At 40.5% G+C, this 8,578-nt stretch carries 9 protein-coding genes; 5 read left to right on the forward strand and 4 right to left on the reverse strand.

The window, feature by feature from the left end; translation table 11 throughout:
• From AC3LHT_RS06205 to AC3LHT_RS06225, 5 genes are all read left to right on the forward strand, one after another.
• Positions 1 to 1,106, forward strand: a 1,106-nt coding sequence (locus AC3LHT_RS06205; protein WP_488662295.1) for a class I SAM-dependent rRNA methyltransferase, incomplete at its 5' end; no start/stop codon positions are given.
• Positions 1,107 to 1,175: 69 nt separating this feature from the next.
• Positions 1,176 to 1,991, forward strand: a complete 816-nt coding sequence (gene minD / locus AC3LHT_RS06210; protein ID WP_290644530.1) for a septum site-determining protein MinD — start codon at positions 1,176 to 1,178, stop codon at positions 1,989 to 1,991.
• 15 nt (positions 1,992 to 2,006) lie between these two features.
• On the forward strand, positions 2,007 to 2,282 hold the full coding sequence (locus AC3LHT_RS06215; RefSeq protein ID WP_290644532.1) for a cell division topological specificity factor MinE: 276 nt from the start codon (positions 2,007 to 2,009) through the stop codon (positions 2,280 to 2,282).
• Positions 2,283 to 2,307: 25 nt separating this feature from the next.
• Positions 2,308 to 2,706, forward strand: a complete 399-nt coding sequence (locus tag AC3LHT_RS06220) for a secondary thiamine-phosphate synthase enzyme YjbQ (RefSeq protein ID WP_290644534.1) — start codon at positions 2,308 to 2,310, stop codon at positions 2,704 to 2,706.
• Positions 2,707 to 2,726: 20 nt separating this feature from the next.
• Complete coding sequence (locus tag AC3LHT_RS06225; RefSeq protein WP_488662296.1) at positions 2,727 to 5,513, forward strand: O-antigen ligase family protein; 2,787 nt, start codon at positions 2,727 to 2,729, stop codon at positions 5,511 to 5,513.
• A gap of 36 nt (positions 5,514 to 5,549) precedes the next feature.
• Here the strand turns inward: AC3LHT_RS06225 and AC3LHT_RS06230 are convergent, their stop codons facing one another.
• From AC3LHT_RS06230 to AC3LHT_RS06245, 4 genes are all read right to left on the reverse strand, one after another.
• Entirely contained in the window at positions 5,550 to 5,972 is a 423-nt protein-coding gene (locus tag AC3LHT_RS06230) for a hypothetical protein (RefSeq protein ID WP_488662297.1), read from the reverse strand.
• 4 nt (positions 5,973 to 5,976) lie between these two features.
• On the reverse strand, positions 5,977 to 7,545 hold the full coding sequence (locus tag AC3LHT_RS06235) for a hypothetical protein (RefSeq protein WP_290644540.1): 1,569 nt from the start codon (positions 7,543 to 7,545) through the stop codon (positions 5,977 to 5,979).
• Between the two features lie 13 nt (positions 7,546 to 7,558).
• Complete coding sequence (locus tag AC3LHT_RS06240; protein WP_290644542.1) at positions 7,559 to 8,314, reverse strand: ABC transporter ATP-binding protein; 756 nt, start codon at positions 8,312 to 8,314, stop codon at positions 7,559 to 7,561.
• A 13-nt stretch (positions 8,315 to 8,327) separates the two neighbouring features.
• The coding region (locus AC3LHT_RS06245) for a DnaB-like helicase C-terminal domain-containing protein (RefSeq protein WP_488662298.1) at positions 8,328 to 8,578 on the reverse strand (251 nt) is incomplete at its 5' end.

The following is an 8,578-nucleotide window of genomic DNA, read 5'->3' on the forward strand; positions in this document are numbered from 1 at the left end:
ATGACAACGAGATAGAAATCTCACCTGAATGTGAAAATGGATCTTTAGTTGATCTTTTCACCAATTCAGGCCAGTTTGTCGGTAGGGGATATTACAATGCGCATTCGACCATAAGAATAAGGCTTTTGACAAGGAAATACGAAAATATCGACGAAGGTTTTTTTGCCCGAAAAATTCAGAGGGCTTTCATGCTTAGAAACAGATATGCTGAAACAAGTGCATATCGCCTGATTTTCGGGGAGTCAGATGGTCTTCCTGGCCTGATAGTGGATAGATATTCGAACTACTTTGTCATTCAAATATCCACCCTTGGGATGTCCAAATTCAGGGAAGACATAGTCTCAACGCTTGTTAAATTATTCAACCCTAAAGGCATTTATGAAAAATCTGAGGGCACCTTTTTGAAACTGGAGGGTATCAATCCGATCAACGAATGGCTTTATGGTTCTGGACCAATGCTTATTCCTTTCAAAATGAACGAGATATCGTTCTTATCCGATCTCAAAGGACAAAAAACTGGTTTCTTTCTTGATCAGCGCTATAATGCAAAGCTTTTGTCAAAATTCGCCAGCGAAAAGAAGGTTCTTGATGTTTTTTCATACACCGGGAACTTTGCTTTACACTTGTTAAAGGCAGGTGCTGATCAAGCCACTTTGCTTGATCAATCTGAAAGAGCGTTAGAGGTAGCCAAGGAAATTGCGAGAATCAACGGTGTTTCCGACAAAATATACACCGTTCAAGGCAACGCCTTTGATTTTCTCAGAAGCCTGAATCCGGGTGACTATGATTTGATAGTTGTGGATCCCCCCGCTTTGGTAAAAAATTCAAAATCAACCGAAAAAGCCATTGCTGCCTACAAGGAACTGAACTTACGTGCGTTAAAAGCTTTGAAAGAAGGTATTTTAGCTACTTCATCCTGTACCCAGGCTATCAGGGAAGACTTGTGGCTTAACACAATTCACAGAGCTTTCAACGACTGCAAAAAAGTAGGGCTACAACTTTTTTCGGGTAGTCAACCTTTTGATCATCCTGTTTCTTTGGCTATTTTCGAAACTAACTACTTAAAATTCCGTGCATTTAGTGTGCGAAAAATTACAGATATTTGATTTTGGCGGGTAAAAATGATGTATAATTCACATATGATGAGTGTGTTAAACAATTGGAGGTAGGTAGCTATGGCCAAGGTTTACGTTGTCACTTCCGGGAAAGGTGGTGTAGGAAAGACCACTATCACCGCGAACATTGGTTGTGCATTGGCTTCGAAAGGTGAAAAAGTTTGCCTTATCGACGCAGATATAGGCCTGAAAAACCTTGATATTACATTGGGCCTTGAAAACCGCATCGTTCACACAATCCTTGATGTAGTAAACAAAAAGGTAGCAGCTTCTGAAGCCCTGGTAAGGCATAAGCAGTTAAAAGGGTTATTTTTACTGGCAGCATCACAAATTGCAACAAAAGAAATGCTATCGCCGGAAGATATGAAACGAATAGTCGGAGAGCTCTATGGCAAATTCGACTACATATTGATTGACTCACCAGCGGGTATTGAAAGAGGGTTCAGAAATGCTATTGCTTCAGCGGAAAAGGCCATTGTCGTTACAACTCCTGAGCTTCCCGCCATCACCGATGCAGATAGAGTCATAGGTCTCCTTGAAAATGCAGGTATGGTGGAAGAGAACATAAGGCTTATTATCAACAGATTCAAACCCCAAATGGTAAAACGTGGCGATATGCTCACCAAAGAGGATATACAGGAAAATCTCTCTATCGACTTGCTTGGTATTATTCCCGATAGCGAAGACGTAATTGTGGCAACAAACAAAGGCATCCCCGTGGTTCTCAACGGTAATCAAGGGCACGGTATCGCCAGAGTATTTGAAAACATCGCTTTGCGCATTAAGGGCGAGTTAATATCGGTGGAGAAAGATCTTCAAACCGAAGCCGGTAAAGGGATCATAGAATTCTTCAAAAAGCTCTTTAGTCGGAATTGAAAAGGAGTTGAGAGCATGTTCTTCGGTTTTTTCAGAAGAAAGAAAAAGGATCGCGGAAGTAGAAAAGAGGCTAAAGATAGATTGCAAGCCATAGTTGCGGGTCGCAGGCATTCTGTTCCCGTTCGCGAAGTTATTCCGGCCGAGGTTTTCAAAAATTCAGAACAAGACGTGGTAAAACAAATCAAGAGTTACGTTGCGGAAAGGTTCATGGTGAATGAAGAAAATGTCCGGGTTCAATTCGAAGAACACAATGGTTATGTAGTGATAATCACAAACGTGGTATTCCACTGAAGAACCCATTAGGGGGAAAACGGACATGTTTAAGAAAATACCAATAATCACTAAAAAACGCACAGAATTTGTTGACATAACCAACCACGTCAAAGCTGTGGTGAAGGAATCTGGACTGCAGGAAGGTGTAGCGGTAGTATACATCCCCCATACGACAGCTGCTGTTACGATAAATGAACATGCCGATCCCAGCGTTGTTCTGGACATGACAAGATTTTTGAACCGCCTTGTACCGGAAAAAGCCGGTTATGAACATATTGAAGGTAATTCCGATGCTCATATAAAGGCTTCTTTAATAGGGTCTTCAGTTCAAATCCCTTTTGTCAGTGGGGAGCTTACATTAGGAATCTGGCAGGGGATATTTTTCTGTGAATTTGATGGTCCAAGGAGGAGAAACTTCTTCGTTTCGGTATTACCCGGTTAGTACAGTGGGGGTGATCGATTTTGAAAAGAGATAAATGGCTTTACTCCCTTCTCGCTGTGGGGAGCTTCTTTTTTACGCCCAAGGGGCTCACCTGGGACATGGGATTGCCAAAATTTTACTATGCTTCCGTGCTTTTAGCTCTTATATTCATTTTTGAGGCTTTGAATATCCTGCGAAACAAAAAGAATTTAAGCATACCTGTTTACTTCCTTTTTCCAATGGCTTTTGGCGTTTACGCTATTGTATCAACCTTTTTTATCGATATTCCCGAAGTGTTTTTTTCTTCTTTGGGTTTTGCTATTACCCTGTTGATCTTTATCTCTTTTTCTTTACTCATTTCAAAGAAAGATATCCCTTCAATACTATGGTTTTTGCAATGGGTTGTGTTTTCAGGCGCAGTGATTGCCATAGACGCACTGGTTTCTTTTTACACGGGGAAATCTTTTTTATGGGGGAATGTGTTCAATAATACAATGAGCCGTGGAAATATCTCATCATTAATAGGAAACGTCAACTTCACTACTGATCTCATGGGCATGCTCATTCCCTTTACCATATTTCTCGCAGTTGTGAAAAGAAAGCTCTGGAAACACGATAGGTTAAGAAAGATCACTTTTAGCGTGTTTTTTACGCTTTTCCTGAGCGTTGTAATGGCCGGGCAAACTCGAGGTGTATATCTCGCTCTTTTAGGTGCTCTCATTTTGAGTATCATTGGTATAGCGCTGGCAAGATTGAAAGGCGTCCAGATCATGAAAGCTTCTCACCTCCCCACACTTATGTTCATCGTGGCGATCACTCTTTTATTGGTTATCGGTTATTCTACTGATTCACCACTCACACGGGGTGCCTTTCAAATCACAGAAAGAATTGGCAATATATCAGGTGACAAAACCTCGATCGATGTCAGAATGCTCCAATGGAAAGCCGCAATTGAACAGTGGAACAGCAAGAAACTAACGGGAACAGGCTTTGGCACTTATAAATTTTATTCTACGGAGAATATGGCCCGTGTAGTTTCCGTTGAGCCGAAATACATGTATGTAAACGGGCTTTTGAGCATAAGGACGCATGACGAATTCCTTCAAATGCTTGCTGAAACGGGTATTTTGGGTGTTTGCCTGATCGCGCTCTCATTATTGGGATTTGCCTGGTACTTTTTCAGAAACCTTTTTGCTCAGAGCGAACCGGAAAAACTGCTGCTTTTCCTGGCTTCAACTGCTGCCTTTGTGGTAATTTTGCTCCACAGTGTAGTATCTTTTCCCGGCCATTTGATGCCCAATGCTCTAATAGCAGTATTTGCAGTCGGCGTAGCCACTTCTGAGCAACTGAGAGGATTCAAACCGTGGAGTGTAGTAGTTCAAAAAAAATTCGTCAGAACTATTGCTGTATTACTCATGCTACTTGTACCTCTCGGTGGAACAGTGCTGATGTCGAGAAACTATTTCTCGGAAGCTTACTTTACGAAAGGTTATCTGGAAAAGCTGAAATTTGATGCTGCAAGTGCCGCCATTCCTGATCTCAGAAATACAATTGGTAAGATCAAAGTAGATCTTTCAAACCTTGAAAACGCCCAGGAAAATTTCAGTAGTTTGGCAACAGATACCTACATCGACTCAAATCTACCCGTATATAAGAGTAGATATCCCCATGCGCCCGAAGCATTCCTTGTCAGCATATTACATGAAAATCGCATTGAGACTGTCAAAAACATTAAACAAAAACTCACGGGAAATCTGAAAAAGGTTGCCAACTCTTTGATGAACGCCCAAAATCAGGGAAATACCGCTTTTTACAATGCTCTTTACTATCTGGAAGGTGCTCTTACCTTTGAAGACCATTCAGGACTACCGAAAACATACCTTGCGCTTTTGATGTCCACTGGAGCATGGACAGAAGACCTGAACCTCAGGCTCTTTAACCTTCCAGATCCTATGAAACAGCTGAATGACTTTTTCAACGGAATCAATGGCTACAATGAAAAAATCGATGTGAGCAGCCCCAGACCTCTTATAAAACCGCTTTTAACAAGGGAAAAAAGACACCTTCCCTTGAAAGAATTGCCTGATCTGATAAAAGCTGCATCACAGGAAGCCTCTTTAACAACTATTTTGAAAGAACTCGATATGTCCCTGCTATTTGATTATCAGGCGAATTTTGATTCCCTGGACATGGCAATTACCGGTTTTCAGATCGTTCCGGATCCCAAAGTTTTCCGTTTTGCCGTGAATCAGCTTTTTTACGCTTTCTCTAAATCAGAATCCGTTCTTGAGGAGCTGGACAAGCTGGAAAAATATCTCGATTCTTCTTCACAAGCATCTCTTGAGAATTTGAAAAATAGAATTGCAAATATTTCTAACGATTACAGATGGCAATTTGAATATCTTTACGACACAGCAATTGCTTTAAATCCTGGGGGATGGAATATCAACCCTGATTGGGAGAACATTTACAGCGATTATATTCAGCAGCTTCTGTTAACTTACGGGGATCAGGCTATTGACAAATGTATCGAGATAGCGAAGAAAGAAATTTCAGCCTGTGAGGTCATGAAAGAAACCCATTGGGGAATACCAGATGATAGTTTTAACACACTATATACTTTTGCAAACAGCCTTAATGCTTCCGAGCTTAAAACAAAAATAATGACGCTTTACGAACCCGCTTATATCTGGAATAAAATGCAGGCAGAGAGTTTCTATAACGAAAAAATAACAACCCTTGAGGAAGGCAGTGATGCCCACCAACGCTATCTTGACGTGTTAGAACGCATGAAAGCCTTTGTAGATGAATATGAAAGCAGAAAATAAGCGGGGTTTAGACCAACCCCGCTTATTTTTTAAGAATTAAAGAATAATACCGCCGTTCTTTTTTGGTTCCTTTGGTTCGAGCTTTTTCACAAAATCAGGTGGGGCAACATCTATAACTTTGCTCTCCTGTTCCTTCATAACTTCTTCCATCTTTTTTCTGTACTCATCCATCTTTGCCTTTATGTCCTCTACATCTCCGGTAAGCCATTTATAGATGCTGTCTGTAAGGCTGTCAATGGTTGACAGAGTTTCTTTGTTGTCCTCAATCAATCCGGCTTTTTTAGAGACTTCCAGCTCTTCTTTGACTGCCTCTTGAATCATTTCCCTGTCGAGTTCGCCCGAGTTTTTAACCAGACGCAAGATTATATTGTTGCGTAAACGCAGGTCATCAAGGGCTGCCTCAAGAGCTTCAACTTTTCCCATCAGGACCGAGAGGATCTGTTCCAAAGAAATTTGCACAATTTCACTTCCCTTCTTTTATTAGGCGTAATTGCTTCTTCAAAGCTTTCATAGAATAAACAGTCATAACAACAGAGGCAAAAATCGGTATTCCCAGCCCGAGCAAGATACCGGTCGTTCCACTGAATAGTAAATCAAAAAGTAATATATTGACTTTTTGCATTGCTCGGACATACAAAAATGCCATCAAAACCATGATATTACCTACTGCCGCTACGAAGGTTAAGATTTCAAGAATTAACGTTGACCCTAATCCAAGCCTTCTTCTGTGAACCCCCGATTTATAGGCACCTGAAGACAGGTAAAATTTCACACCGAGCAAAGCGGATATGAAAAATGTCATAAAGGCTCCTGGAAAGGAAAGTAGCAGTAAAGGGTTCATATCCAGATACATTACGTTTATAAGAATGGAGACCACAAAAAGCGTGGTATAAATCATCGTAATCAAAATTGTTTTCGCGAGGATCGCTGTCTCCAGTTTCAAGGGAAGGTAAGCCGGTAAGGGCCAGGATAAAAATTCTGAAGACATTGAAATGACCATCATCTGTGACGCATAAAAAGAGGAAATCATAACCATAACAAGTGTAGAGCTATACATTTCTCTTGTGGTAAATATCATGATGATCGAAAAGATAAGCGGGTAGAAGAAGAAAAAGAATGATTGTTCAGTTCTCGCAAGAAGCAATATTTCTTTCTTGATTAGATTTACCCGTTTATTTTCATTGAAAGCTATAATACTCTTTTCGCTTTCGACTGGCTCAAAAAGGGCTTTACTCGCAAAGCGGTAAGCCATTCGAAAAAACCACATTCCGAAAAAAAGCAAAAGCAGCCATTCCAGCCCTCCACCCGTAGCGGCTTTAGCTACCCAGTATGATGGTAGATATCTTTTAGCCATTGACGAAGATATTTCAAGGATCTTGCCCGCTTCAAATGAACCATTGGATGCTACAACACTGAAAAGGAGTAAAAACACAACTGCGTTCACCAGAATCAGTACCCCACCAAGTCTTTTTGCAATGTTTCTTGAGATATGGTTAAAAAGAAGGCTGGAAACAAACAAAGCCAGAGTGAGCATCAAAAAATAGCCTGTAAAAGCTGCCAGTAACGTCAGAAAAGCATAAAATAGGCTTCTGGAAAGGCCAAAAGCAAAAGCTATTGGTATATATATGGCAAAACTCATAAAAGTCCCGGCAAAAGCGTCAAAAGCCTTATAAACAAAAATAGTCCCCTTTTTCACCGGTAGCTGCAACAGGAAGTTAAGCTCTTCATAATCACTCAGGGAATAGACAAGATAAGGTAAGAAGTTCAAAAAGCCAAGCACAAGCATTACCAGGGTTATAAAAGAAAAATATGACTCTGAAATGCTCAATCCATTTACAATTGAAAGATTCAGGCTTTCTTCATATTGTTTCAATTCACTAAAAGTTCTATATGCCCCCGGAAAGATCAAGCTGCCAAATACCAATAAAAGTATCAAAAATTGTAGTCCGGGAATGTAAAAGCGAGATCGGGTTTTTCTGGAAAAAGAAGTATTTTTCAATCTATATTTTAATAAAATCAGAAGTGTTTTCAAAGTATCACATCCATTATTCGCTTAAATGGTCGATAATGTCTTTGAATTCATTCCCCCCGGTGAGTTCCAGGAAGAGGTCTTCAAGGGTTTCGTATTTCTCTTTTGAAAGCTCTTTCAGCTCTTCAAGGTTACCCTCGGCTATGAGTTTCCCTTCATTGATGATGCCAATTCTATCGCACATTTTTTCGGCAATTTCAAGCACATGGGTGGTCATAAAAATCGCTGCACCGTTGTTTGCCATTTTCCTGAGCCAGAGTTTTAGAATCTTTGCGCTTCGTGCATCAAGGCCAACCGTAGGTTCATCAAGAAAGACCACCCTGGGCTGTCTCATTAAAACCGTTGCCAGCATCAATTTTTGTTTCATACCGTGAGAATAATCGCCTATGAACTTATCGAGATAATCAATCCCAAATGCTTTGCAAATATCTTCGAATCTTTTCACGGTTTCTTCTCTTGGGCTCTTATAGATTTCCATGATAAATTGCATGAATTCAATGCCTTTGAGGTTGTCATACATTCTTGGTTCATCAGGCACAACACCTATCGCTCTCTTAATAGCAATTTCGTCATTTTCCATGTTCATTCCCAACAACTTTATTTCACCCTCGGTAGGCTTCAATATTCCCGTAAGCATTTTTATAGTTGTTGTTTTTCCAGCACCATTTGGGCCTAAAAAACCATATATTTCACCAGATTTAACAAAAAGATCGAGCTTGTTAACGGCAACAAGTTCTCCAAATTTCTTGGTCAACTGCTTTGCATATATCATGTTTACACCACCATCATTCAACAAATTCAGAAGGTACGGCATCAAAAAAGGTTGCTATTTTAGGGTTGAAGCTCAGCTTAATTGTGCCAATGGGACCGTTTCTCTGCTTTCCGATAATAACTTCGGCTTCATGAGGAGTATCGGAAATTTCAGATTTATCCTTGTAATAGTCCTCTCGATAGAGGAACATAACCATGTCTGCATCCTGCTCAATGGCACCGGATTCACGCAAATCACTGAGCCTGGGCCGTTTGTTTTCCCTCT

This window comes from Kosmotoga sp. (assembly GCF_982836095.1).